Origin of the sequence: Ectothiorhodospira sp. PHS-1, from assembly GCF_000225005.1 — a bacterium.
Classification (GTDB): domain Bacteria; phylum Pseudomonadota; class Gammaproteobacteria; order Ectothiorhodospirales; family Ectothiorhodospiraceae; genus Ectothiorhodospira.
Genome location: NZ_AGBG01000021.1, coordinates 1 through 23254, shown reverse-complemented (window position 1 = coordinate 23254; position 23254 = coordinate 1). Strand labels below are relative to the sequence as shown.

The window sequence follows — 23254 nt, the reverse complement described above, 5'->3', positions numbered from 1 at the left end:
GCCGACTAGATGGCACGCTTGTCGATCACCCGCTTGGCCTTGCCTTCGCTGCGGGCGATGGTGCGGGGTTCCACCAGGCGCAGGGCCACGCGGATGCCGATGATCTGCTCGATGGCCTTGGCCAGTTCGGCGCGGACGTCTTCCAGGGCACGGACCTTGTCGCTGAAGACCTCCGGCGTCACTTCCACTTCCACCGCCATCTGGTCCAGGCCATGGTCGCGGGTGAGGATGATCTGGTAGTGGGGCAGGGTGCCTTCCACCGCCAGCAGTGCCGCTTCCACCTGGGACGGGAACACGTTCACGCCGCGGATGATGAACATGTCGTCGGAGCGGCGTCCCACGCGACGGATACGGCGCAGGCTACGGCCGCAGCCGCAGGTCTCGGTGATGATGCGGGTGATGTCGCGGGTGCGGTAGCGGATGATGGGCATGGCCTGCTTGCTCAGGGTGGTGAGCACCAGTTCCCCTTCCTCGCCGTCGGGCAGCACCGCGCCGGTCTCCGGATCGATGATCTCCGGATAGAAGTGATCCTCGAAAATGTGCAGGCCGTCCTGGTGCTCGCACTCGCTGCCCACCCCGGGGCCGATGATCTCCGACAGGCCGTAGATGTCGTAGGCCCGGATGCCGGCCCCTTCCTGGATGCGCCGGCGCATTTCCTCGCTCCAGGGTTCGGCGCCGAAGATGCCGGTGTGCAGGGGCAGTTCCCGCAGGTCCAGCCCCATGTCGTTGGCCCGTTCGATCACATGGATGAAGTAGCTGGGGGTGGCGCAGACGGCGCTGACGTTGAAGTCCTTCATCACCATCAGCTGGCGCTCGGTGTTGCCGCCGGACACGGGGATCACCGTTGCCCCCAGGGCCTCGGCCCCGTAGTGGGCGCCCAGACCGCCGGTGAACAGGCCGTAGCCGAAGGCGTTCTGCACGATGTCGCCCCGGTGCAAGCCGCAGGCGGCGAAGGTGCGGGTCATCACCTCGGCCCAGACATTCAGGTCTTCGCGGGTGTAGGCCACCACGATGGGCTTGCCGGTGGTCCCGGAGGAGGCGTGCAGGCGCACGATCTCGCTCATGGGGCTGGCAAACAGGCCAAAGGGGTAGGTGTCGCGCAGATCCACCTTGACGGTGAACGGCAGCTGGGCGATGTCATCCAGGGTCCGGATGTCCGCCGGGGTCAGCCCCCGCTCCCGCATGCGGGAGCGGAACAGGTCCACGTTGTCGTAGGCGCGGGTCACCACGGCGCGCAGGCGCCGTAGCTGCACTTCCCGCAGGCGTTCCACGGGCAGATAGTCGGGTGCACTGGCAGGGTGGAATCCACCCTCCACGTCGTTCCAGCGTTCGCTCAGCATTCAAACCCCCTCGATCACTTCCGGGCGGGACAGTCCCGCCCCCAGTTTGCGCCCCAGGGCGAAGGCGTGTTCATTGACGGCATGGAGCTTGGGCGGGAAGCATTGATGAATGGCCGCCACCCATTCCTGTTCGGAGAAGTCCATCACCATGGAGGCGGCACCCAGCAGGGCCACGTTCAGGCTCTTGCGATTCTTCAGCTCGCCCTCCGGGATCAGGTCCGGGGTGATCAGGACACCGCCGGGACGCAGCCAGCCCAGGTTGAGGTCTACCTGGGTGGATTCGAACACCATCAGGAAATCCGCCTCGCCCATGGGCACCATGGGGCTGAGAACCTGCTTGCCGAAGCGCACATCGGTGGTGACGGAGCCACCCCGCTGGCTCATGCCGTGGACTTCGCTCTTCTTGACCTGCAACCCGCTGGAGAAGGCGGTGGTGGAGAGCAGGTCGGACGCCTTGACCACGCCCTGTCCGCCCAGACCGGCCAGCACTATGTTGGTAACTGCCATTGATGATCCCCTAAAGATTCGTTGGATGGGTCATTCCACCGGTGCGGCCGCACAGCCCCCGGCGGCGCAACGCTTGTCCGCCTCGGCCTTTTCCAGCTTGCGGATCAAGGGCACTGCCAGGATGCAGGGCCGCTCGGCGATCAGCACGGACAATTCGTCCCGGGCCATCATGTCCTTGAGGATCTCCTCGAACTTCGCTTCATCCTTCTGCGGATCCACCACCTCGACGTTCTTCACGCCCATGGCCTTGCATACGGCCACGAAGTCCATTCGATTGGTGGGTTCGTGGTTCAGGCTGCGGCCGGTCCCCGGATGTTCCTGGCGTCCGGTCATGGCGGTGGTGCTGTTGTCCACGATCAGGACCACATGGCCGGTGGGCGGCGGGTTGTACACCATCTCGGCAATGCCGGTCAGGCCGGAGTGGACGAAGGTGGAGTCACCGATGACGCTGACCACCCGCCGGGCCTCGGCCTCGGGCAGCACATGCCGCAGGCCCAGGCCCACGCCGATGGCGGCGCCCATGCACACGCAGGTGTCCATGGCCTCGAAGGGAGGCAGCACGCCCAGGGTGTAGCAGCCGATGTCGCCGGCAACGATGCAGTCCAGGCGGCTCAGGGCCTCGAACACCTCCCGGTGGGAGCAGCCCTGGCACAGTTCCGGGGGTTTGCCGCGAGGACGGGGGGCCTCGGGGCTCACATCGCCGGCGATGATGCGGCGGACCCGGGACACGTTCAGCTCACTGAAGCGATACATCTCCGGCTTGCCTTCCACCTTCAGTCCGGCCACCGTGAGGGCTTCGTACAGCAAGTGGTCCCCTTCCTCGATGACGATACAGCGGTCCACGCTGTTGACGAAGTCGGTGATCATCTGCATGGGCAGCGGCCAGGTCAGTCCCAGGGCCAGCAAGGTGGCATCGGGCGCGGCCTCGCGGGCATGCATCACCGAGATGCCCGAGGCAATGATGCCCAGGGACTTGTCGCCGGGATAGATGCGGTTCAGGCCGCTTTCTTCGTTCCAGCGGGCGATTTCTTCCATTTTGGCGCGGACCTTGTGGTGCGCCGGACGGGCATAGGCGGGAATCATCACGCGGCCAGGGATGTCCCGTTCAAAATGGGGTTCCAGGGTGGATGGCCGGGGTTCACCCGGAATCACTTCGGTCTTGGCGTGACAGATGCGGGTGGTCATGCGCAGGATCACCGGGACGCGCCAGCGCTCGGAGAGTTCGAAGGCGGCCAGGGTGAAGTCATAGGCCTCCTGGGAATCGGAGGGCTCCAGCATGGGCACGATGGCGGCGCGGGCGTAGTGGCGATTGTCCTGCTCATTCTGGCTGGAGGCCATGCCCGGATCATCGGCGGAGATCAGCACCAGGCCGCCGGTCAGATCGATGTAAGCGGCGGTGAACAGGGGGTCGGCGGCCACGTTCACGCCCACGTGCTTCATCGTGACCAGGGTGCGGCCGCCGGCAAAGGAGACGCCCAGGGCCACTTCCAGGGCCACCTTCTCGTTGGGGGACCACTGGGCGGGTCCGCCGATCAGGGAGAAGGCTTCCAGGATCTCGGTGGAGGGGGTGCCCGGGTATCCGGTTCCGAGGCGTACACCGGCATGCAGGGAGGCCAGCGCGACTGCCTCGTTGCCGCTCAACAAAAGACGTTCGGTCGATGCCATGGTTTAGCTGCTCTATGTAGACATTGGGGCCACACCCACTGTCCGGCAGGCCGGAAAGGCGGGCAGGCAGCCCGGAAGTCTACATCATTCAGCGTGTGGGGCCACCCTTGGCTGGGTCAATTTTGGCGTGCCCTCAAATCCATGGCTCTCCCCCCAACCCCTCTCCCGCGAGGGGAGAAGGAGATGAGGGGAGGGGGCGACCTTACGACCGCGCCACCCAGGCCGTGCACCAGCCCTTGGCGGCCACCTGCTGGCCGGGGAACACGGCACAGGGACCCCAGTCACCACCGGTATCGGTGTACAGCAGACAGTTGGCGCAGTTGCTACCTTCCACAAAGGCCGGATGGTCCACCGTGGCGGCATCATGGCGATAGGCCAGGGCCTGGGCCGTGTCCGAGTTCTCGTCCACCTTGGCGGCGGCCTGTGCGGCGGTGGCCCAGCCCAGGGCGCCCACCACCGGAACAGCCACCAGGCCATAGGCACCGAACTGCAGGAAACGGCGGCGGCTCACGTTGTTGTTCAGGGTTTTCATGGTCATTCTCCTTCTCGCTGAAGTTTCAGAACACTGGCCGGGGAGATGACGGTCCTTCCTCCAGCCTCGGGTACAGTTTCCTCCTGCATGGCTGAACACAACATGAACGAGACGAAGGCCATGTGTCGGACCCGGCACGTTGGTCGGGCCTTGCTCCCTTGACACCCCAGGGTCCCCGGGATAGCGTCAATCGCTACCGCGAGAGGTTGCCTGAATCCAATGACGTCATTCGCCGAGCCCCCGACCCCGGCAACGGTGGTCGATCATTATCTGCAAGCCATCGAGCGGCATGACTATGACTGCGCGCGCGCCCTGCTGGACGAGCGATCATTCCGCTACGTCAGCCCCATCAGTCGCTTCGACGACGTCGAGCGTTTCATCGAACATCTGTCGCTGACCGGCGGCATCCTGCAGCGCATCGAGATCCGCAAGCAGTTCGTGGATGGGCCTGATGTGTGCCATTTCATGGTGTTCCATGTCCAGATCTCCGAAAAGATGAAGGTCGACATGGTGCAGTGGGCGCAGGTCAGGGAAGGGCGCATTGCAAGGATCGAAGCCCTGTTCGACGCCCATCCCTACCGCATCCTGTTTGAAAGCGAGGCAAACTGATGAACGACGGGCTTTCCCGCAACACCCTGTCCCTGTGGGCGCGTCTGTGCCTGTCCGCGACGGCCCTGTTCCTGCTGGCCGGCTGCACCGGCATCCCCAAGGGCGTGGAGCCGGTCCGGAGGCTGGAGGCCGAACGCTATCTGGGTACCTGGTACTCCATCGCCCGGCTGGATCACTCCTTTGAACGGCGCCTGACCGATGTCACGGCCCATTACGAACTGCGCGAAGACGGCGCCATCAGCGTGCTCAACCGGGGCTATCACCCGGATCGGGAGGTCTGGCGGGAGGCGCGAGGCGTGGCCCGGTTCATTGAGTCTCCCACCGTGGGCCGCCTCAAGGTATCCTTCTTCGGACCGTTTCATGGCGCTTACAACATCATTGCCCTGGACAAGGACGACTACCAGTACGCCATGGTGACCGGTCCCACCCGTTCCTATCTCTGGATCCTGGCGCGCAGCCCCGAACTGGACCCCGACGTGGTCCGGCGGTTGGTCGCGCAGGCCCGGGAACTGGATTACGACGTGGACGGACTCATCTACGTGACCCATGAACAAGGAGACCGCCCTTGAACGCACATCCCCTGCTGATCGGTGCCGCGGACGGCCACCCGGTGGCCATCACCCCGCGCATGGCCAATCGCCACGGCCTCATCGCCGGCGCCACCGGTACCGGCAAGACCATCACCCTGCAGACACTGGCCCAGTCCTTTTCGGACCTGGGGGTGCCGGTGTTCGTGCCGGACATCAAGGGTGACTTTTCCGGCATCGCCGTCCCCGGCCAGATGAATGACCGGGTACGGGAACGGGCAGGGCAGGTGGGCCTGGATGACCTGGACATGCACGGCGCCCCCACCGTGTTCTGGGATGTGTTCGGCGAACAGGGCCATCCCCTGCGCCTGACCATCGCCGACCTGGGACCCACCCTGCTCAGCCGGCTGATGAACCTCAACGAGACCCAGAGCGGGCTGATGCAGCTGGTGTTCCGGGTGGCCGACGACAACGGCTGGCTGTTGCTGGACCTGAAGGACCTGCGTGCCATGGTCAACTGGGTGGGGGAGCAGCGTCAGACCTTGAGCCGTACCTACGGCAACATCGCCCCCGCCAGCCTGGGGGCCATCCAGCGCAGTCTGCTCAGCCTGGAGTCCCAGGGCGCGGAGCAGTTCTTCGGTGAGCCGGCGGTGACCCTGGAGGATTTCCTGCAGACCGATGAGCAGGGGCGGGGCGTGATCAACATCCTGCACGCGGAGCGTCTGTACCGGGCCAGTCCCCTGGTGTACTCCACCTTGCTGCTGTGGCTGTTGTCTGAGCTGTTCGAGCAGTTGCCCGAGGTGGGCGACGCGGACAAGCCCCGTTTCGTCCTGTTCTTCGACGAGGCCCACCTGCTGTTCAAGGATGCCCCCAAGTCCCTGACCGACCGCATCGAACAGGTGGTGCGGCTGATCCGGTCCAAGGGGGTGGGGGTGTATTTCGTCACCCAGAATCCCCTGGATCTGCCCGAACCGGTGCTGGGGCAACTGGGCAACCGCATCCAGCATGCCCTGCGGGCCTTCACCCCTCGGGATCAGAAGGCGGTGAGGGCGGCGGCCCAAACCTTCCGGGCCAAGCCGGGCCTGAATACGGAGGCGGAGATCCTGTCCATGAGCACCGGCACCGCCCTGGTTTCCGTGCTGGACGAGCGGGGCCAGCCCACGCCGGTGGAGCGCACCCTGATTCGCCCCCCCGCCAGCCGCATTGGCCCGTTGAACGATGCCGAGCGGCGGGCGCTGATTCAGTCCTCGCCCCTGGCGGGTGTCTACGACACTCCGGTGGATCGGGAATCGGCCTATGAAATCCTGCAGCGACAGGCGGAAGCGGCCCTGAGCGAACCCACCACGACGGTCACCACCCAGCAGGCGGCGCGCAGTCGTCGCGGCAGTGGCGGCGGTACATCCCGGCGGGGCGACAGCGTGCTGGCGGCCACCGCCAAGAGCACCGCCCGGGCGGTAGGCACCCAGATCGGGCGCCAGATCGTGCGGGGCCTGCTGGGTTCCCTAACGGGGAAGCGGCGCTAATCCTCCAACCGCCGGATGATCCAGCATCGGTGCGGTCGGCCGCGACCGAAATCCTCGGGCACGGTCTGCCGGGTGATCTCCTCCACCCGGCAGGGGGCCAGTTCGTTCTCATAAAGCTTGAAACCGCGCCGATTGTTGGAAAAGAACAGCTCCCCACGGGCTGACAGCAGACCCAGGCAGCGGTTGATCATCCAGGCATGATCCCGCTGCACATCCAGTGTCGCCGTCATCTTCTTGGAATTGGAAAAGGAGGGCGGGTCCATCACGATCAGGTCATAGCGCCGGCCCAGTCGCGGCGCATCCTCCAGCCACTGCATCACATCCACCCGCTCCAGCCGATGACGCGTCAGGTCCAGCCCGTTGAGCTGGAAATTCCGCAACGACCACTCCTGATAGGTCCGCGACAGGTCCAGGGTTAGACTCTCCGAGGCGCCCCCGGCCGCCGCATGCACGGAAAAACTCCCGGTATAGGCAAACAGATTCAGAAACCGCTTGCCCTGACTGCGTTCCCGCACCATCGCCCGGGTTTGGCGATGATCCAGAAACAGCCCCGTGTCCAGATAGGCGTGCAGGTTCACCGAGAACCTCAGTCCGTCCTCCGACACGATCAGCTCATCACCTTCCTGCCCGGTCTTCTCATACTGCTCGGTCCCTTTCTGGCGCCGCCGGACCTTCATCGCCAGCGTCTCCGGCGACAGCCCGAAAACGGCCCCCACCGTCTCGCGGACCTCCTTCAGCCAGGTGTCATAGGCGGCGTCATCCGCCTCCCAACGGGTCTCGTAAACCTGCACATGGGGGATGCCGGCGTACACATCCACCGCCACGGGATACTCCGGGATGTCCCGGTCATAGACGCGGAAGCACTCGACGCCTCGCCGTCTGGCCCATTTTGACCAGTGGCGAAAGTTCTTGGATAAACGGTTGTGAAACGGTGAATTCATGGTTCGGATATGCTGCGATTATGTATCCTGTGAATCAAGAGGTTTTATCACCAATCGGGGGAGGCATGGACAGGCTGTGGCTTCGCATCGCCGCCACTGTGGCAATACCCATGATGGCATTTCTGATCATGGCGACCATTGCCCTTGGGGAGCATCATCAACGCCACGAGGAGCGCACCCGCATGATCCAGGTGGCCCAACTGGCCCTGGACGGCAAGGCCCTGATCCATGCACTGCAGGCGGAACGGGGCAGTACGGTCGGTTATCTCAGTGCCCTGGATAATGACTTTCGCGCGATCCTGGACGAGCATCGGAATGCCACGGACCAGGCACTGCGCCGCTATCAGCGGGATGAAACCATTTATCAGCGGGTGACCGGCGCCGACCTGGCGGTGTTCCGACGGCAACTGGAAGAAGGCGCGGCCCGGCTGGAGGCCCATCGCGAGCGGGTGGACCGCCACCTGCTCCATCCCCTGGAAAGCGCCGATCCCTATGGCCGTCTGATCGATCCCCTGATCCTGATCGCCTCTTCCACGCCCGAGGCCGGCGCCACCCCGGGCATGCTGAGCCTTCTGGCCGCCTACCGTCCCTTGCTCATGCTCAAGGAGCAGGCCGCCCGCGAACGTTCCCTGGGTAGTGCCTGGCTGACCGCCGGCACCCCGGATCCGGTCATCTTTCGTAATTACCTGCAGCGGGTGGCGGTCCAGGAGCTGCAACGCAGCCAGTTTCTCAACCTTGCGCCCGACATTTACGTGGACAGACTCCACGCCCTGGAGCAACAGCCGGCTCATCAGGAAGTGATGGCCATCCGCGCCGCCATCACCCAGAAGGGCGAGACACAACAGCCGGCCGGGCTGAACGGTTTGCATTGGTTCCAGGTCACCTCGGAGCGGATCGACGGACTTCATCAGCTGGAGCGAACGCTGGTGCGCGACATCCTCGATACCGGCCGCGACATCAAGGCCGCCAGTCAGCGTCAATGGATCACCTTGCTCGGCGTCACCCTGGCTCTCCTGATTCTCACCCTGGCGCTGTCCCTGACCATTGCCAGGACGCTGTTGCAACGTCATGACCGACACGCAAATGCCATCAGTCGCATCCAGTTTCTGGCGTCTCACGACGCCCTCACCGGCCTGCCCAACCGGGATCACTTCAAGGAACACTTGAACCAACTGTTGTTCCTGGCCAGGTCGGAAAAACGGTCCCTGGGCGTCTTCCTGCTGGACCTGGAAGGGTTTACCGACATCAACCGCATCTGGGGAGAATCGGTGGCGGATGAACTACTGTGCCGGATATCGGAGCGTCTATGCAGACTGATGGGGCCGGATGTCCTCATGGCCCGCATCTATGGTGATCAGTTCGGCGTGGTGCTCTACGATTCTCCCCAGCTGGACAGCCCTGAACGCCTGGCGGCGGATCTGCTGGGAGCCCTCCGGCCCCCCGTGGAGATCGGCCCCCGACGCATCGAGGTCAAGGGCAACATCGGCATCGTCCTGTGCCCGCCGTATCCCACTGATGCCTCGGAACTGCTGGCCTATCTGGCCTTTTCCGTGCAGAACGCCAAGGACGACCTGCTGCGTCGTCACAGCATCTTCGAGCCCGTGATCATGTCCCGTCATAGCGAATTGCTGCAGATGGATCGTGACCTGGAATGGGCCTTGGAGCATGACGAATTCGAGCTGTACTACCAGCCCAAGGTGGATCTGGTCACCGGCGCGATCGTCAGTGTCGAAGCCCTGCTGCGCTGGAACCATCCCGATCAAGGGATGATTCCCCCGAATGTCTTCATCCCCCGCGCAGAGGCCAACGGCAGTATCATCCCCCTGGGTGAGCAGGTGTTGCGCAAGGCCTGCCTGCAATGTCAGGCATGGCGCGAGCAGGGGTTTGAAGATCTCACCGTGGCGGTGAACCTGTCCACCGTCCAGCTCTACCAGGCCAATTTCGTCGAACAGGTGGAGCGTGCCCTGGCCGACACCGGCCTGCCCGCCGAGGCGCTGGAGCTGGAACTGACGGAGAGCTGCCTGATGGAAGACATGGATGTGGCGGAACGGATACTGCGCTCCCTGTGCACGCTCGGGGTGAGCCTATCGGTGGATGATTTCGGCACCGGCTACTCCTCGCTGGCCTACCTGCGCCGTTTTCCGGTGAGCAGCCTCAAGCTTGATCAGCGCTTCGTCAAGGAACTGGAAATGGGCGGGGAGGCCGAGCTGATTGCCGGCGCCGTGTTGGCCCTGGCCCGTAGCCTGTCGCTGATTACCGTGGCGGAAGGCGTGGAGAATCACTATCAGGCCAAATGGCTGCGTGACCGGGGCTGCCACCAGGCGCAGGGGTATCTCTACGCCCGCCCCATGCCGGCTGCCGCGTGTTTGTCCCTGATGCAAAAGCAGGAGGCTTTCGATGTGCCCTGAAGTCTCCGGAGATGCCGCATGTTGAAACACCCCCTGGGCCTCAGGGCCAAGTCCACCCTGGCCCTGGCGTTGGCCTGTCTGGTGGCCCTGGTCCCCGCCGGCATTCTCGGCTGGCAACTGCTGGAAGGTGTCCGCCAATACTTCGGCGAGGCCTTTGCCGAGAACTTCACGCGCCTGAACCGGGAACGGATTCTGGCCCCCGTCTCCCGGGACCTGGCCCTGTCCATGCGCCTGGCAGACTCGGAACTGTCACGCCGGTGGCTGCTGGATGAAGGCGACGCCGACAAGCGAACACTGTTTTTTCTTGAGGCGGAAGGTTATCGCCGTGACTTCCGTGACGCTTCCTATTTCCTCGCCAGTGCCCTGAGCGGCCACTACTACTTCAATGGTACCGACCAGCCTTTCAGTGATCGGCCCCGCTACACCCTGGACCGGGACAGACCTAGCGATGCCTGGTTCTTCAACACCCTGGAACAGATGGCCACCTACAACATCAACGTCAATCCTGACCTGGAACTGGGTACCACCCGGGTCTGGCTCAATGTCCTGGTGCTGGATGGCGAACGCCGCATCGGACTGGCCGGCACGGGCCTTGACCTGGGCGGCTTCCTGGAGGATTTCATCCAGACCCGACCCGTGGGCGTGACGCCGATGATCCTGGATCTCGGGGGCGCCATCCAGGCCCACCCGGACCCGACGCTGATCAGCTTTGCCTCCACCACCACGGACGCCGTGAATGGATATACCCTGGCCCAGCGCCTGCCGGATGGGCCGCAGCGCGCCGAACTGGTCCGTGCCATGCAACAGGCCCGGGAGCGGATCGATATCGTACCCCTGCTGTCGGTGACCCTGGACGGGCGCGAACAGTTGCTGGCCCTGGCCTACATCCCGGAGCTTCAGTGGTATGTAGTCACCGCGGTGGATCTGGCCGCGGCCGCGGTGATTCGGGAAGCCTGGCTGCGAGCCGGTCTGCTGGTGGTGGCCCTGGTGCTGCTGATCCTGTTGATCGGGTTCGGTCTGGCCGTGGATCGTATCGTGCTGCGTCCCTTGCGTGAGCTGCAGCAATCCGCCACCGCCATGTCCCAGGGGCGCTACGACCTCCAGCTACCCCGTGCCGGCAAGGACGAGATCGGCGACTTGACCCGGGCTTTCGGGCGCATGGCCGAGCAAGTGAAAAGTCATACCGATGAACTGGAAGTGCGGGTGGAGGAGCGCACCGCAAAATTGCGCCAGGCCAACCAGGAAATGGCCAAGGCCCAACGCCAGATCCAGGCGTCCATCGACTACGCCAGCCTGATCCAGCGAGCCATCCTGCCGGACACCCGCATGGCCGATATGCTGGGTTCCCATCACTTCGTGCTCTGGCGTCCGCGGGATGTGGTGGGAGGCGACTTCTACCTGTTTCACAATGATGATGAACGCTACCTGATCGGCGTGGTGGACTGCGCCGGACACGGGGTACCCGGCGCCCTGATGACCATGCTGGCCCGAGCCGCCCTGGATCAGGCCATCAACACCTTTGGCATGGCGTCTCCGGCGGTCGTGCTGCGCCATGCGGACGGCATCGTGCGGGAAATGCTCAAGGATGCCGAGACCACCCAGGCCATTGCCACCCACATGGATGCGGGACTGGTGTTCGTGGATCGGGGTCGGGGTATCCTGCGTTACTCGGGGGCGCGCATCAGCCTTTATCATAGCGATGGCCACGAGGTGGAGATCGTCAAGGGCGGGCGCCGAGCCCTGGGGGATCGTCGGGTGGGGCGGTACGAAGATACCGAACTCAGACTGGACCCGGCCGCCACCTACTACCTGGTGACCGATAGCTACCTGGAACAATCCGGGGGGGATCTGGGCTTCGGGCTGGGGCAGACCCGCTTCAAGGCGCTGCTCATGGCCCACGCCCGACGCCCCATGGCCGAGCAGGCCGCTGCCCTGGATCAGGCCCTGGATGATTACCGCGGCAAGCATGATCAGCGGGATGACGTCACGGTATTGGCCTTTCGCGTCGACCAATCCTGATCCAGTGGAAATGCCGCAAGTCAAATACGCAACGGGGTAACACACCTTATGTCCGAGATCGACCTGTTCAGCCTGCGACGCCAGTTCAACGAGGACCATATCCTCCTGTGCTTCAACGGCCCCATCTCCCGCAGCCTGATCGAAGAGATCGGCAATGCCCTGAGAAACTATCTGGAGGCGGACAACGCACTCCCCGGCGCGGCGATGGATGTCTTCGGCATCTATATTGAACTGACCCAGAACATCCGCCACTACGTCACCCGCATGGGCTACGATGAGCGTGACGGCTCCGCCACCGTCATCGTCGCCCGCAACGATGCCGGGCGCTACGTCATCATGGCCGGTAACATGGTGGAACGGGAAGACGGCGAGCTGCTACGAAACCGGGTGGAAGAACTGGCGGCCATGGACAAGGCGGAACTCAAGGCGGCCTACAAGGCCCAGTTGCGCAAGCCCCGCGACGAGGACGTGCTCAGCGGCGCCGGCCTGGGGCTGGTGGATGTGGCGCGGAAATCCCTGGAGCCGCTGTGCGCCAGGATCTCGCCGGTCAATGGTGGCGACGACCGGGTGTTCTTCAGCCTGCGTGCCGTCATCTGAACTATCATTATCAAAAAAAAGATACATGCTCATGTCGTCAGTGATCCACGAACTGGAAATCCCCGGCACTCAGTCCACCCCCGCCATTGCCACCGACCGGGCGCGGGGGCGATTGCACATGGCGGGTAATTCCTATCCCGAGAACTCCTTCGAATTCTTTGCCCGGATTTTTGCCTGGATCCAGCAGTACCTGGATGAGACGGACGGCCCCCTGCACCTGGAGCTGGAACTCATCTACATGAACACCAGCAGTGTGAAGGCCATGATGGACGTCTTCGACATGCTCGAAGAAGCCCATGCCCAATCCCGGGAAGTCCGGGTGAACTGGTATTACGATCCCCGCAATGAACGGGTCATGGAAATGGCGGAAGAATTCCGCGAGGACTACACCTTCCCGTTCCACATTCTCCCCACCACCGATGACTAGGCCATCCGGTTCGATCAAGGACGGCAAGATTCTGCTGGAACGGATCCAGGCCGCGCTGGAAGATCCCGACCACGCCCATCACCCCCTCATACCGCTGCTGGAGGAAGTGGGCGAACACATCCTTGGCCAGAGTCAGCGCATGGAGCGACTGCTGAGGATATCCGACGGCTACCATCTGCTCGAACACAGCCAGAACCTGACCCTGGCCGAGCGCTGTGAAAAACAACTCAGGCGCATGGAAAAGCTCGCCCGCATCTCGGACCAGTACCAGCGCAATCTCTGGGAAGTCACTGAAACCCTGCGTCAGGCGGCCAACCAGGATTCCCTGACCGGACTGGCCAACCGGCGGTTTCTGATGGAGCGTCTCAAGGAAGAAACCCACCGCGCCACCCGCAAGGACACAAGTCTCGCCATTGCCCTGATGGACGTGGACCACTTCAAGCAGATCAACGACCGTTTCGGCCACGAAGTGGGCGACGTGGCTCTGTGCGAGATCGCCGGCGCCGTTCGTCAGGGCGTGAGACTTTACGATGTGTACGGCCGCTGGGGTGGAGAAGAATTCCTGCTCATGCTGCCGGATACGAGGCGGGATGAAGCGATCATGGTGCTTGAGCGTATCCGGCAGACCATTTCCACCCTCACCGTGGGCGAGGATGATCCCATCCGGCTTTCCGCCAGCTTCGGCGTCACCCTGCTGCGTTCGGGGGAGGACGTGGACGACGCCCTCAAACGGGCGGACGATGCCTTGTTCAAGGCCAAGAGAGAAGGGCGGGACCGGGTGGTGGTGGGGGAGTGACGGCGATTCACCGGCGCTGCATACCTGTTCGGGTCTTTGCCCGTCACTCCCGCGAAAGCGGGAGACCAGTAGCGGGAGATGGAGGCAGGCGCTGTTTGCGCGTAAAAACATCAATACGATCCCGAGTTGTGCTGTCCCAGCAGGCCTCGGCTGTCTTCTGTGTGGGCTATGAGGATAACCGTGTTTTTCAATAAGCCAATTGTAATGAATCTTCTCTCACTGTAGCGAAATCGCTTGTCTTCGTAGGTCCATGTATATACATGGAATACCGAGGGGAGTCAGGTATGGCGGTGTCCGGGCAGGATTGGAGAGTCTTACATGGTCATCCGGGTATATTGTCGATTCAATTGGGTTGTATTGCCGTGAGCCCGTATTTTCAGGGAACGTAAAAGAGCGATGGAAGCCATTTACAGATATTGGGGCAAGGCCCGTCCGGAAGCAGATGCACAGGATTTCTGCCATCTTCTTCCCTATCATTGTCTGGACGTTGCAGCAGTTGCTGACGCATGGTGGCAATCAAGTCCTGTCATTCAGCGGCTCATGCTGGTGCATGGCGACGCAGATCCGCTAAAGATTCACGCTTGGGTGCTGTTTTTTGTTGCCTTGCACGATTTGGGCAAGTTCGATATCCGCTTTCAACTCAAATCTATTCCCGCGTTGCTGCACCTGCGTCCGGACTTTGATCTTGGTAGCGTGGAGCCGGAGCGTTACGCCCATGGTCCAGCGGGTTGTGGTTGGCTTGAGCGTGCCGTGCCATTGCACAGTGATGATCGTTACGACTGCTGGCAGCCCTGGATGCAGGCTGTAGCCGGTCATCACGGTGATCTTTCCAGTCCGAAGATACCTGCCGACCCGGATGCTGAGGAAGAGGTTTGCTGCTTTGATCAGGAGGCTAGGAGAACCTGGCTGCAATCTTTGGCGCGGTTGTTTCTGGAACCTGCTGGGCTTTCTCTTTTGGATGACCCACCGGCCTGTCCCCTGATTCTGGCTGGATTTTGTTCGATTGCTGACTGGATCGGTTCCAACGCCGACTGGTTTGAGTATCGGGATACAGTTCAGCCTCTCCAGGAATATTGGGAAACCAAGGCAAAAAAGCGAGCCCTGTTCGCACTGAAAAGCACGGGCATGCTGGGTAAAGGGCCATCCCAAGGGGGTATGTCAAAAATTTTCCCAGATTACCCGCCCCGCCAGATCCAGTGTTTGGTCGATGATCTGCCCCGGGAGGCGGGTCTGTTGCTGGTGGAGGGACCGACAGGCTGCGGCAAGACGGAGTTTGGCCTAGCCTATGCCGCCCATCTTCTGGCTACCGGGGTGGCGGAGGCAATTATCTTTGCTCTGCCAACTCAAGCCACGGCCAATGCCATGCTAAACAGGCTGGAAAAGGTGGCGCCAAATCTCTTTCCCGGCCGGAAAAACGTGGTACTGGCTCATGGGCGTGCTTCACGCCATGAAGGATATATGGCTCTCAAGGAAGCCGGTCGGCGCCCGACTGCTCAGGGCAAGGAAGATGCTGCCGTACAGTGTGCCGATTGGCTTGCCCAGAGCCGCAAGCGGGTCTTTCTCGGGCAGATTGGCGTTTGCACCATCGACCAGGTATTGATTTCCGTGCTGGCGGTCCGTCATCACTTCGTCCGTGCCTTCGGTGTGCGTCGTGCCGTACTGATTGTGGATGAGGTGCATGCCTATGATGCCTATATGTATGGCCTGCTGACTCGTGTCCTTCATGCTCAGGCCACTGCCGGGGGTAGCGCCATACTCATGTCTGCCACTTTGCCGGCCTACCAGCGGGATCTGCTGTTGGACGCTTGGGGGGGCGAAGTACCGGAACAACAATCCAGTGCCTATCCATTGATTTCCTGGGCAGGGCGCGGCACGCCCGTCAGGTACTGGGATCTGCAAGGGGAACCTGCGCATTTGCCGGAATCCAGGACCGTTTTCCTGGAATGTCGGGAACGGGTTGACCTTCGCCTTTCGGATCAGGATATCGATCAGGTCATTCAGGCTGCCAATGAAGGAGCATGCGTGGCGGTGATCTGCAATCTGGTGAGTGAAGCGCAGGGTCTTTGGCGACGTTTGCGTGAAAGGTCACTCAATGTGCCGGTGGATCTTTTCCATGCCCGGTATCTGTTTGCAGATCGGCAGGTCATCGAGCAGCGGGTAATGGAATATTATGGTCGTGACAGGATGGCCGCCGGCCGCATTCTGGTTGCAACCCAAGTGGTGGAGCAGAGTCTGGACCTGGACTTTGACTGGTTGATCACTCAGCTCTGCCCCGTGGATTTGCTGTTCCAGCGTATGGGGCGGCTGCATCGTCACCCACGTACTGATCGGCCGGCCGGATTTGAAGACCCCCGCTGCACGGTGCTGTTGCCGCCGGATGAGCAATATGGTCTGCACGAAGTCATCTACCGGTATCGTCGGGTGTTGTGGCGAACTCACCGCCGGTTACAGGAAACGGACAGGATTACGTTCCCTGATGTTTACCGCCCTTGGATCGAGTCCGTGTACTCGGAAGAAGCTTGGCTGGATGAGCCGGAAGCCGTTCTCCAGAACTGGGAAACTTTCCAGAATTCAGCATTGGGCAAATTTTTCGGTGCTCGCCAGCTTGCCGAAGCCGACATGATGCCCTTGCAAGATACCGATGCCAACGCGGCGGCCATGACGCGTGATGGGGACAATGGCCTTAAGGTGCTGCTGCTGCAAAGCATGTCGCAGGGGGTTGCCTACCTGGATGGTCGTCAGGAATCTGCCCTTGATGATTTTGAACGCCGCGAAGCCGAGGATCTCAACGCCGTCAATGCGCCCAAAGGCTGGAAGGCGGCCTTGGGTAATCCGGATGAACATGGGCGTTACCGGTTGATCCTGGAACCACAGGCTGATGGCAGTTGGTCTGTCGGTGCGATGAGGTATTCCAGGGAGATCGGGCTGGAATGGCGGGAGGGCGATTCCTCCCTCCCGTCACAGCCCCAGTGATCTGGGGAACAGGGAAAATACTCCAAACCGGATACAAGAGAATACCGGTGCATCCCCAAGAAGGGGCGGGCCTGAATCAGGCCGTCACCATTGTCTCAAAGATGGGGAATTTTTCTTCAAGATAATACCTTGTTTTTTATTTTTAAGTGCTAGAGTCAAGGTGTGCCCTTCCTGCGAAGGGCCTCACCATCGACTTCAAAGGAGGTTTGCCATGGAGTGCCTGCTGGAGTCCGACTGGATTCCTGTCCGTAGTCGGGATGGGGTGACCGTCCAGCGTATTGGGTTACGCCAGTTGTTGACCGAGGATCACCCATGGTCGGTGAGCTTGTCTCGGGATGACATGGAAGTGGCAGCCATACAGTTGCTGATCTGCCTGGTGCAGACCATTCTTCTCCCCGAGAATCGAAAAGTCTTACGTGAGCGCGTCGCCTCACCCATCACCTCGGAATGTTTTGATTCAGCCGCCGCTTCTTACCGGGATTGGTTCCGCCTGGACCATCCTGCGACCCCCTTTATGCAGAGCCGCGGGGTGTCAGCCAAGGATCCGACTCCTATCCAGAAACTGTTTGTGGGATTGCCCGAGGGCAACAATCACGCCTTTTTTAATGATTCCGGAGAGATTCATGCCGTCTGTCCTGGTTGTACTGCGATTGCCTTGTTCAATCAAGCTTCCAACTGCCCGAGTTTTGGTGGGGGATTCAAGGGTGGATTGCGGGGCGGGGCACCGGTTACCACGCTGGTGGCCGGCGCTGATCTGCGGGAAACCGTCTGGCTGAACGTCCTCTCCGCCGAGGAGCGTGATCGCATTTACCGGGATGCAACGCAGTGTATCCCCAACTGGGTGGAGCCGTTGGTGGCCGGTAAAACAATACCTGCCGCCGACATCGGTCTGGAAAGGGGGCTGCTGTGGCAACCCGCCCGTCTGGAACTTGCGGAATCGGAAGAGGGACAGTCTTGTGATGCCTGTGGCCTGCCGACCAGCCGGGTTTACACCGCCTTTAACAAGGAGAAGTTCAATTACACCGTGGAGGGGCTGTGGCATCACCCGCATAGTCCCAGGCTATGGGATCTGAAAAAGGGTGAACGCGCCCGTGACCGCTATCTGTCGTTCACCACCATGGCGCCGGCCTGGACCTGGATGAATCATTATCTGCTTCAACGAGAGCAGCATGCAGGCGGGGGGCGTCAGCCTGCGCAGGTGGTTACCCAGTTCCTCGACGTGTTTGAACGTGCTCTGAGCGCACGTGAAAGGCGTTTTGCCATGATTGTCGCCGGTTACCGGGTCAATCAGGCGGCGGTGCTTGAGCGTCGACACGAACTCTACAGCCTCCCCATGGACTGGCGTATCAGCGAAAGGCAGGTTCAACGCGCCATTGATGAGGCCCTGCGGGTGAAGGATGAGCTTCGCCGTAAAACCTATGGATTTGCCAAGGAATGCGGCGCTGCTGTCTACCCGCTGGCTGAACAACACTTTTATCAGGCGACGGGACACAGACTTCATGAACTGTTGCGCCAGATGGATCGACGTGAAGCCAGAGTGGCTGTGGATGAATTCATTCACGCTCTACACCAGATCGCTCGGCGGCTGTTCGATGAATTGACAGCGCCCTATCGGCACTCGGTCGAGGGCATGACCGCCTATGCAAAGTTCAGGCGCGCACTGGATGTGGCACTACGAGAGTCTGAATCGAAGGAGAAAGTGGCATGACAGCACAGAACAATCAAGCGGAGAAAACGGATTTTTTCATACCACTAGTTGATGCCTACCAGCGGCTCGGCACTGGTGGCCAGGCTGACCTGTGCCGGGTGAAAAACCTGGATGCCGTGGCCGACCTACCCGCCTATTACCGCTGGCTGGGCAATCGAAAACCCAGCCTCGCACTCCAACGCTTTGCCTTTTTGCTCCCATATTTGGGACGCCATATCCCGGGCCTTGCCCCTGGGCGGGCGTTGCGTAAGGGGCGCGTCAACGAAGTACGCATGTTTCAGGTCTTGCGCAGCCATTCTCCCCGCGATTTGGAGCAATTGCGCAGACTCTTCCAGCAAGCCGACTCACCGGGGATGGATGCCAATAAACTGGGCCGTAGCCTTCATTTCTGGGGACGGTCCGCCAAGCAGGATCTTCTGCGGGACTTTCTGGTAACCGAAATCGACCTGTCCTCCAATACTTCCCAAACCGCTGATCTGTCCGATGACCAAGGATGATGCCATGACTGAAAAAAACTTCCTCAATATCCATGTTCTGATTTCTCATAGCCCGTCCTGTCTCAACCGGGATGACATGAATATGCAGAAGTCCGCAGTGTTTGGGGGAGTGCGCCGAGTGCGTATCTCCAGCCAGAGCCTCAAGCGGGCCATGCGGACCAGTGAGTATTACCGTGAACATTTGGGGCAACCATCCATGCGTACTCGCCATCTGGACCGTCTTCGCAAGCGCATGCATGCTGCCTTGGAAGAGCGTTATCCACCGGACCTGATCGACACAGCCATTGAATGGTTGGGTTTTGATGAAGGCAAGGTGGCGGCCGATGATGATTTCAAGCACCGGGCAGTCGCACCGTGGGTGGCGGAAGAAATTGCCAGTTACTGCGAACAGATCAAGGCAGCACGAGACGCCGACGAAGATGAGCAAAAACTGCGAAAAGAAATGAAAAAACAGGGCAAACGCTTTGATGAGGCTCTACGCCACGGCCTGGATGTGGCCTTATCCGGGCGCATGGCAACTTCCGGTGTCATGACCTCCGTGGACGGCGCCATGTCGGTGGCCCATGCACTGACCACCCATGCCGTGGACGCTGACATTGACTGGTTTACCGCAGTAGATGATCTGGTGGATGCAGATGAGGAAACCGGAGCGGGCCACCTGAATACCCAGGAATTCAGTGCCGGAGTATTTTATCGCTATGCCAGTCTGAATCTGGGACAGTTGCAACGGAATCTGGGTGGCGCGGATCGCCAGGAAGTGCTTGAAATTGCCTCGCACCTGATTCATTTAATGGCAACCGTGGTGCCGTCTGCAAAGCAGCAGGCATTTGCAGCGCATAACTTGGCCGATGTGGTCATGGTCAGTTTCAGCGACTTGCCCATTTCCCTCGCCAATGCGTTTGAAACGCCGGTTCGCTCCAATGGCAGCAAGGGTTTCCTTGAGCCTTCCACAGAAAAGTTGATGGAATATTCTCAGCGTCTCCGGGAAGGCTACGGCTTGGAGGACGAGACCGGCGTCTTCAGCACCACGATAAAGATGTCCGAAAAATCGGTATGTCACCAACATCCTACCTTGAAAGCACTCAAGGATTGGGTGGCACATGCCGGAGTCTGAACATGGACTATCTGATTCTCAAATTGGAAGGCCCCATGCAGGCATGGGGTACCCATACCTTTGAAGACTATCGCCCAATACAGCCCTTTCCTACCTTGAGTGCTATTATCGGCCTGCTGGGTGCCTGTCTGGGCATACATCGCCATGAGCGAGACAGGTTGATTGATCTTGGTGATAGTCTGGAGGTGACTATCCGGGCAGATCAAAGACCTCGCAGGGATCCGGTAACCATTACCGACTTTCACACTGTGCTGGACGCGAGAAAGGTAGGTGGTGGTGTGAATCCTCATCCCGTGGTGTCGCGCCGGGAGTATCTTTGTGATGCTGGCTTTACCTTGGTATTGGCGCAACGGGATGCCGCGGTCTTCGATCTGGAAACCATTGCGGAGGCAGTAAAAAAACCGTTTTACACCCCTTTTCTCGGTCGGCGCTCCTGCCCATTGACCCGCCCACTGTTTGAGCGATGGTGCCAAGCGGACTGTGTGCTATCTGCTTTGGCGGGGATATCGCCAGGTCACGGCCTTGTGTATAGCTGCAATGCAGGCTTGGGGAATAGTCGACGCATGGTCAGAGATGTACCCTTGCCGGGGCATAGGCAGTTTGGTACCAGGCAGCTTGGGGTTATCGTCAGCAAGGAGCAGCATGGTGATGTATCTAAGTAAAGTCCTGCTACAGGATGCGACGCAGCCCTATCAATGGCATCGCAACTTATGGGCGCTTTTTCCTGATCAACCGGATGCCTCTCGTCCGTTTCTTTTCCGTCTGGAACGTCAGGTACGTGGTGGGGCAGAGGTGCTGATGCAGTCCTCACTGGAGCCTGTTGCCTCGGGAGGGTGTTCCACCGTTATTGCAACTCGACCGTTTCAGCCGCAGGTGGCTGAAGGGCAGCCCCTGCGGTTTCGTCTGGTGGCCAATCCAGTCAAGACGATTCAGGATGAGGCTGGCCGCATGAATGGAAAAGGGCGGGTCAAAAGCTGTCGTGTCCCTCTGATTGACGAACAGCAACAGTCCTTGTGGTTGCAAAAGAAGCTGGAGGGTGTGGCTTCGCTACAGGAAACGATGGTCATGAGTCGAAAGGTGCTTCACTTCCGTAAAGGCGGTAAGGCCGGGAAGATTGTGCAGACTACCTTCGAGGGCGTATTGCGAGTTGAATCACCCGAACGGTTCTGGAACCTGCAGTCACATGGTATTGGCCCGGCCAAGGCATTCGGCTGCGGGCTGTTGACCCTGGCGAGGCTGTAGACCGTGCTGCCACCGCTGAGGCCAATCCCGATGAAAGACCGTATTTCCATGGTGTTCATTGAAAAGGGCCGGATTGATGTGCTCGACGGCGCTTTTGTTGTGGTGGACAAGACTGGTACCCGTATGCATATCCCTGTGGGAAGCGTTGCGTGCATCATGCTAGAGCCGGGTACCCGGGTCTCTCATGCTGCGGCGGCGCTGGCTGCACGTGTGGGAACTTTACTGGTATGGGTGGGGGAGGCCGGTGTTCGCCTTTATGCGTCCGGGCAACCCGGGGGCGCCCGGTCGGATCGTCTGCTGTATCAGGCCAAGCTCGCACTGGATCCCGATGCCCGTTTGAAAGTCGTGCGCAAGATGTACGAGCTTCGATTCGGGGAGAAGGCGCCTGCTAAACGTAGCGTGGAGCAGCTTCGTGGTATCGAAGGCGCGCGCGTTCGGGAAATTTACAAAATGCTTGCGCGCAAGCATGGCGTCAAATGGGAGCGTCGCCATTATGATCCGGGAGAATGGGATGCCGCAGATCCTATCAACAGAGCTGTCAGTGCGGCGACAGCCTGTTTGTATGGCGTGACCGAAGCCGCTGTGCTTGCTGCTGGTTATGCTCCAGCCGTGGGTTTCATTCACACCGGAAAACCACTGTCGTTCGTCTACGATATCGCAGACCTGTTCAAGTTTGATACTGTGGTTCCGATTGCTTTCAAAATCGCTTCGAAGCCTCAGCGTCAGATTGAAAGGCAGGTCAGGCAGGGCTGCCGGGATATGTTTCGTGAGAAGCGCGTGCTCGCGCGCATCATCCCCACCATCGAACAGGTGCTTGCCGCCGGTGAACTTGCAGTGCCGGAACCGGCGCCCGAATCTGTGGCGCCGGCCATTCCTCTTGCGGAGCCTTTGGGTGATGCTGGTCATCGTGGTTGAAAATGTGCCGCCGCGCTTGCGTGGGCGTCTGGCTATCTGGCTATTGGAAACGCGAGCCGGGGTTTACGTTGGGAAGGTCAGTCGCCGGATTCGTGAGATGATCTGGGAGCAGGTGGTAGCCGGTATAGAGGATGGCAATGCCGTGATGGCTTGGTCCACCAATACGGAGGCTGGCTTTGATTTTCAGACCTGCGGCAAAAACAGACGCCTTCCATTGGACCATGACGGGATGAAACTCGTGTCTTTTTTTCCCGATCCAGTGGGGGATGAAGCAGGAAACTGATGCGCATGTGTTGGTACAAATCCTGATTGCTTCTGTTTGGTATGTATAACTATTTGATTTTTAATGCTCTTTAAAAACTTGGGAAGTGTCGTGAAAGGAATAAGTGTTGGTAGAGTTTTTTGTGCTTTAAAAATTTAAATTTTTCATGGAGTTAGAGGAAGTGCGTTCCCCGCAGGTGCGGGGATGAACCGGTGATTTAAATGATTAAAGTGGAAATTGATTCGCGTTCCCCGCAGGTGCGGGGATGAACCGTTGATCCTGATATTTTTGTTCCCGCTCATTCCGCGTTCCCCGCAGGTGCGGGGATGAACCGGTCGCGCGCCCTGCTTGCGATTGATGCGTAAGGCGTTCCCCGCAGGTGCGGGGATGAACCGCGCATGTGCTCGTGAGTCAGCTCCGCATCGTCGCGTTCCCCGCAGGTGCGGGGATGAACCGTTCGTTGGCAGTGAAAAGTGTATTTCCTGCGTGCGTTCCCCGCAGGTGCGGGGATGAACCGGCCCTTTCGGCCTGCCAGCTTGCCCGCCGTGGAGCGTTCCCCGCAGGTGCGGGGATGAACCGATAACCGGATGGGCAGTACCACACGTTATCGTGCGTTCCCCGCAGGTGCGGGGATGAACCGTTCATCGGAGGT

Annotated in this window: 21 protein-coding genes and 1 CRISPR repeat array; of the genes, 16 read left to right on the top strand and 5 right to left on the bottom strand. The window is 60.6% G+C overall.

The window, feature by feature from the left end; genetic code table 11:
- Positions 1–5 precede the first annotated feature (5 nt).
- The 4 genes from ECTPHS_RS09640 to ECTPHS_RS09625 form a co-directional block, all read right to left on the bottom strand.
- On the bottom strand, positions 6–1340 hold the full coding sequence (locus ECTPHS_RS09640) for a phenylacetate--CoA ligase family protein (protein ID WP_008932551.1): 1335 nt from the start codon (positions 1338–1340) through the stop codon (positions 6–8).
- Entirely contained in the window at positions 1341–1847 is a 507-nt protein-coding gene (locus ECTPHS_RS09635) for an indolepyruvate oxidoreductase subunit beta (protein ID WP_040405730.1), read from the bottom strand.
- Between the two features lie 30 nt (positions 1848–1877).
- On the bottom strand, positions 1878–3512 hold the full coding sequence (locus tag ECTPHS_RS09630) for a thiamine pyrophosphate-dependent enzyme (RefSeq protein WP_008932549.1): 1635 nt from the start codon (positions 3510–3512) through the stop codon (positions 1878–1880).
- A 202-nt stretch (positions 3513–3714) separates the two neighbouring features.
- On the bottom strand, positions 3715–4044 hold the full coding sequence (locus tag ECTPHS_RS09625) for a high-potential iron-sulfur protein (protein ID WP_008932548.1): 330 nt from the start codon (positions 4042–4044) through the stop codon (positions 3715–3717).
- Between the two features lie 219 nt (positions 4045–4263).
- Here ECTPHS_RS09625 and ECTPHS_RS09620 point away from each other — a divergent pair, with 219 nt between their 5' ends.
- Genes ECTPHS_RS09620 through ECTPHS_RS09610 form a run of 3 tightly spaced genes read left to right on the top strand, consistent with a single transcriptional unit; the run spans position 4264 to position 6703 of the window.
- Positions 4264–4653, top strand: coding sequence for a nuclear transport factor 2 family protein (locus ECTPHS_RS09620; protein ID WP_008932547.1), 390 nt, complete (start codon positions 4264–4266; stop codon positions 4651–4653).
- Positions 4653–5222, top strand: a complete 570-nt coding sequence (locus ECTPHS_RS09615; protein ID WP_008932546.1) for a lipocalin family protein — start codon at positions 4653–4655, stop codon at positions 5220–5222. The genes ECTPHS_RS09620 and ECTPHS_RS09615 overlap by 1 nt, the downstream gene beginning before the upstream one ends.
- On the top strand, positions 5219–6703 hold the full coding sequence (locus tag ECTPHS_RS09610) for a helicase HerA-like domain-containing protein (RefSeq protein ID WP_008932545.1): 1485 nt from the start codon (positions 5219–5221) through the stop codon (positions 6701–6703). Before ECTPHS_RS09615 ends, ECTPHS_RS09610 begins: the two co-directional genes overlap by 4 nt.
- Here the strand turns inward: ECTPHS_RS09610 and ECTPHS_RS09605 are convergent.
- Entirely contained in the window at positions 6700–7644 is a 945-nt protein-coding gene (locus ECTPHS_RS09605; protein ID WP_040405729.1) for a class I SAM-dependent methyltransferase, read from the bottom strand. The genes ECTPHS_RS09610 and ECTPHS_RS09605 overlap by 4 nt on opposite strands.
- Before the next feature lie 110 nt (positions 7645–7754).
- Between ECTPHS_RS09605 and ECTPHS_RS14035 the strand changes: the two genes are divergently transcribed.
- The 13 genes from ECTPHS_RS14035 to cas2e all read left to right on the top strand — a co-directional run bounded on the left by ECTPHS_RS14035 (position 7755) and on the right by cas2e (position 22623).
- Positions 7755–10052 (top strand): bifunctional diguanylate cyclase/phosphodiesterase, encoded by a 2298-nt coding sequence (locus tag ECTPHS_RS14035; protein WP_050814246.1) that lies wholly within the window; start codon positions 7755–7757, stop codon positions 10050–10052.
- Between the two features lie 18 nt (positions 10053–10070).
- Positions 10071–12071, top strand: a complete 2001-nt coding sequence (gene siaA, locus ECTPHS_RS09595) for a biofilm regulation protein phosphatase SiaA (RefSeq protein WP_008932542.1) — start codon at positions 10071–10073, stop codon at positions 12069–12071.
- Between the two features lie 48 nt (positions 12072–12119).
- A complete protein-coding gene (gene siaB / locus ECTPHS_RS09590; protein ID WP_008932541.1) occupies positions 12120–12668 on the top strand; it encodes a biofilm regulation protein kinase SiaB in 549 nt (182 codons plus the stop codon).
- A 31-nt stretch (positions 12669–12699) separates the two neighbouring features.
- Positions 12700–13095: a biofilm regulation phosphoprotein SiaC gene (siaC, locus tag ECTPHS_RS09585; RefSeq protein WP_305807542.1), complete on the top strand. Its 396-nt coding sequence runs from the start codon at positions 12700–12702 to the stop codon at positions 13093–13095.
- Complete coding sequence (gene siaD, locus ECTPHS_RS09580; RefSeq protein ID WP_008932539.1) at positions 13088–13891, top strand: biofilm regulation diguanylate cyclase SiaD; 804 nt, start codon at positions 13088–13090, stop codon at positions 13889–13891. Before siaC ends, siaD begins: the two co-directional genes overlap by 8 nt.
- A gap of 396 nt (positions 13892–14287) precedes the next feature.
- Positions 14288–16864, top strand: coding sequence for a CRISPR-associated helicase/endonuclease Cas3 (cas3, locus tag ECTPHS_RS09575; RefSeq protein WP_040405727.1), 2577 nt, complete (start codon positions 14288–14290; stop codon positions 16862–16864).
- Positions 16865–17075: 211 nt separating this feature from the next.
- Complete coding sequence (gene casA / locus ECTPHS_RS09570) at positions 17076–18572, top strand: type I-E CRISPR-associated protein Cse1/CasA (protein WP_040405726.1); 1497 nt, start codon at positions 17076–17078, stop codon at positions 18570–18572.
- Positions 18569–19069: a type I-E CRISPR-associated protein Cse2/CasB gene (gene casB / locus ECTPHS_RS09565; RefSeq protein ID WP_008932534.1), complete on the top strand. Its 501-nt coding sequence runs from the start codon at positions 18569–18571 to the stop codon at positions 19067–19069. Before casA ends, casB begins: the two co-directional genes overlap by 4 nt.
- A 4-nt stretch (positions 19070–19073) precedes the next feature.
- Entirely contained in the window at positions 19074–20183 is a 1110-nt protein-coding gene (gene cas7e, locus ECTPHS_RS09560) for a type I-E CRISPR-associated protein Cas7/Cse4/CasC (protein WP_040405734.1), read from the top strand.
- Positions 20184–20185: 2 nt separating this feature from the next.
- Positions 20186–20845 (top strand): type I-E CRISPR-associated protein Cas5/CasD, encoded by a 660-nt coding sequence (gene cas5e / locus ECTPHS_RS14260; protein WP_083838822.1) that lies wholly within the window; start codon positions 20186–20188, stop codon positions 20843–20845.
- Positions 20826–21425, top strand: coding sequence for a type I-E CRISPR-associated protein Cas6/Cse3/CasE (cas6e, locus tag ECTPHS_RS09555; protein ID WP_008932531.1), 600 nt, complete (start codon positions 20826–20828; stop codon positions 21423–21425). Before cas5e ends, cas6e begins: the two co-directional genes overlap by 20 nt.
- A 3-nt stretch (positions 21426–21428) precedes the next feature.
- A complete protein-coding gene (cas1e, locus tag ECTPHS_RS09550; RefSeq protein WP_008932530.1) occupies positions 21429–22340 on the top strand; it encodes a type I-E CRISPR-associated endonuclease Cas1e in 912 nt (303 codons plus the stop codon).
- A complete protein-coding gene (gene cas2e, locus ECTPHS_RS09545) occupies positions 22321–22623 on the top strand; it encodes a type I-E CRISPR-associated endoribonuclease Cas2e (protein ID WP_008932529.1) in 303 nt (100 codons plus the stop codon). The genes cas1e and cas2e overlap by 20 nt, the downstream gene beginning before the upstream one ends.
- Positions 22624–22785: 162 nt before the next feature.
- Positions 22786–23242: direct repeats of the CRISPR family, unit length 29 nt; unit sequence GCGTTCCCCGCAGGTGCGGGGATGAACCG.
- Positions 23243–23254 lie beyond the last annotated feature (12 nt).

Bases quoted from the DNA above. Each gene is read 5' to 3' on its own strand.
- siaA (WP_008932542.1), top strand. From the start codon at position 10,071: ATGTTGAAACACCCCCTGGGCCTCAGGGCCAAGTCCACCCTGGCCCTG.
- siaD (WP_008932539.1), top strand. From the start codon at position 13,088: ATGACTAGGCCATCCGGTTCGATCAAGGACGGCAAGATTCTGCTGGAA.
- ECTPHS_RS14035 (WP_050814246.1), top strand. From the start codon at position 7,755: ATGATGGCATTTCTGATCATGGCGACCATTGCCCTTGGGGAGCATCAT.
- ECTPHS_RS09635 (WP_040405730.1), bottom strand. From the start codon at position 1,847: ATGGCAGTTACCAACATAGTGCTGGCCGGTCTGGGCGGACAGGGCGTG.
- ECTPHS_RS09605 (WP_040405729.1), bottom strand. From the start codon at position 7,644: ATGAATTCACCGTTTCACAACCGTTTATCCAAGAACTTTCGCCACTGG.
- cas5e (WP_083838822.1), top strand. From the start codon at position 20,186: ATGGACTATCTGATTCTCAAATTGGAAGGCCCCATGCAGGCATGGGGT.
- casA (WP_040405726.1), top strand. From the start codon at position 17,076: ATGGAGTGCCTGCTGGAGTCCGACTGGATTCCTGTCCGTAGTCGGGAT.
- siaC (WP_305807542.1), top strand. From the start codon at position 12,700: ATGTCGTCAGTGATCCACGAACTGGAAATCCCCGGCACTCAGTCCACC.
- ECTPHS_RS09620 (WP_008932547.1), top strand. From the start codon at position 4,264: ATGACGTCATTCGCCGAGCCCCCGACCCCGGCAACGGTGGTCGATCAT.
- ECTPHS_RS09640 (WP_008932551.1), bottom strand. From the start codon at position 1,340: ATGCTGAGCGAACGCTGGAACGACGTGGAGGGTGGATTCCACCCTGCC.
- cas7e (WP_040405734.1), top strand. From the start codon at position 19,074: ATGACTGAAAAAAACTTCCTCAATATCCATGTTCTGATTTCTCATAGC.
- ECTPHS_RS09630 (WP_008932549.1), bottom strand. From the start codon at position 3,512: ATGGCATCGACCGAACGTCTTTTGTTGAGCGGCAACGAGGCAGTCGCG.
- cas2e (WP_008932529.1), top strand. From the start codon at position 22,321: ATGCTGGTCATCGTGGTTGAAAATGTGCCGCCGCGCTTGCGTGGGCGT.
- ECTPHS_RS09615 (WP_008932546.1), top strand. From the start codon at position 4,653: ATGAACGACGGGCTTTCCCGCAACACCCTGTCCCTGTGGGCGCGTCTG.
- siaB (WP_008932541.1), top strand. From the start codon at position 12,120: ATGTCCGAGATCGACCTGTTCAGCCTGCGACGCCAGTTCAACGAGGAC.
- ECTPHS_RS09625 (WP_008932548.1), bottom strand. From the start codon at position 4,044: ATGAAAACCCTGAACAACAACGTGAGCCGCCGCCGTTTCCTGCAGTTC.
- cas6e (WP_008932531.1), top strand. From the start codon at position 20,826: ATGGTGATGTATCTAAGTAAAGTCCTGCTACAGGATGCGACGCAGCCC.
- casB (WP_008932534.1), top strand. From the start codon at position 18,569: ATGACAGCACAGAACAATCAAGCGGAGAAAACGGATTTTTTCATACCA.
- cas3 (WP_040405727.1), top strand. From the start codon at position 14,288: ATGGAAGCCATTTACAGATATTGGGGCAAGGCCCGTCCGGAAGCAGAT.